At 40.4% G+C, this 1796-nt stretch carries 1 protein-coding gene; it reads right to left on the bottom strand.

Going from position 1 to position 1796, the window contains the following annotated elements:
• Positions 1 to 1674: IS1182 family transposase (locus tag ACPC57_RS11495; RefSeq protein ID WP_434066998.1), on the bottom strand; the 1674-nt coding region annotated here is incomplete at its 3' end.
• Positions 1675 to 1796 lie beyond the last annotated feature (122 nt).

Raw genomic sequence — 1796 nt, 5'->3', positions numbered from 1 at the left:
AGAGGCTGGGCAAAAACTAGCCAGTAAATAAAAAACACAGATAGATTCAAGCTGATTTTGATGAAATTCAGCCGAACTATCTGTGTTTTTCTTTTTATCTCTATTATCTTGGACTATTTTCTTAGCCAATTTCGTTAGATTCATGCTCATTAGGAGGAATCCTATCTCTGTTTCAACCACTTTTTGTCCTCTGACATGAACTCTGCGCACGCCAAAAACACCCTTCATCCTACCAAATACAGGTTCGACATCCACCTTGCGTTTGGCATAAATGCGGGCTCCCACTTTACTTGTCAACTCATCTTTGACAAGGTTCTTGAAATAGTTCCACGTAGGATTATACTGAATTTGTTTGAGATTTCCTTTTTCCGTCCGTGCTAATTGGTCTAATTCCTCACTAGCTTGTACTGGATCAGCTTCGTAAATCTTAATATCTCTCTCAAATCCATATTTATCCGTTCTTCGTGAATAATTCTTGAATGAATACACAACTCCATCTGGCTTTATCCACTGATCAGAATCTTCTAGATAGGTCCAGTTTTCAGGATTGGCATCACTCTTCTTATAGCTTTTCTTCTGCTCTTTCTGATATGTTCCGTAGGGAATCAGAGGTGTTTTCTCTAGGTCATCAACGATAAAGCTATAATTTTCTTCACTTCCATAACCTGCATCCGCGACAATGTGTTGAAAGAGTTCTAAGGTTTGGATGGATTGAAGAAAAGGCTTGAGTGTACGAGTGTCAGTTGGATTCGGATACAATCCGTAAGCTAAGGCAAACTGGCTGTTTGTACCAAGTTGGAGGTTGTAGCCTGGTTTGAGCTGACCATTCTTCATATGATCTTCTTTCATTCTCATGAATGTTGCATCATGATCCGTTTTAGAGTAGGAGTTTCGCTCTTGTAGAATCTGTTTATCTCGTTCGTACTTCTGTTTCCGAACAAGACAATCCTCTTTCAACTTTCTCTTTAGTTTCTTAATTCTTCTTCGTTTCTGTCTGTTGGCTGAGCCACCTTTGATGACTTTAGGCTCTTGTGAGATAGCTTCTTCCACCTCATCTAGTACTTGTTCAGTTTCTTGTAGGAGTTGTTTGAGCCCCTCGCTAGTGAGGCATTCTTCCTTGGACAAGGCAGTATTTACCCCTTCTTGAACTAGCTTGTCATAAAGGGCAGAAATGTTTCCATTTAAGGCATCTTCATAGCGTTCAACGGCCTTTTTCCACGTGAAGGAATACTTATTGGCATCAGCTTCTACCTTCGTTCCGTCAATGAAGAGAGCCTCATCTTCAATCAATCCATTCTCTCTGAGGAGGAGAGTGAAGTAGATGAAGGCAGTTTTGATGAGCTGATTGGCGTGTGTGCTAGCCCGAAAGCTATTTATGGTACGATAGCAGACGTAGGTATCCTGACTCAGCCATTTCATAGGAATAACTTCTTCATTCATCTGAACGATTTTCCGACCAGAGAATACCTGACGAGCATAGGCAAACAGGGTCATTTTGAGCAACATAGCTGGATGAAAGGCTGGACGACCAGTATGGGAAGTTTCTTCCAATAGAACGGATTGAGGAATAGTATCCACAAACTGACTAATGAGACGAGCCTCATGCGTTGCAGGTAAGTCCCAAGCAATATTTAATTCCAAACTAAGCTGATTTGTGTTATACTGTTTATACATTTTCATGCCTTTCTAGTTGTTTTGTGGTTATTATAATTATAAAGCATGAAGTGGAAAACGAGCAACTCCTAATTGGAACTGCTCGTTTTTTTATTGTGAGAAGCTAGTTTTTGCCCAGCCTC

Origin of the sequence: Streptococcus sp. VTCC 12886 (assembly GCF_049893425.1) — a bacterium.
GTDB lineage: Bacteria > Bacillota > Bacilli > Lactobacillales > Streptococcaceae > Streptococcus > Streptococcus suis_AA.
The sequence above is the reverse complement of the archived record's forward strand: the minus strand, read 5'-3'. Positions and strand labels throughout refer to the sequence as shown.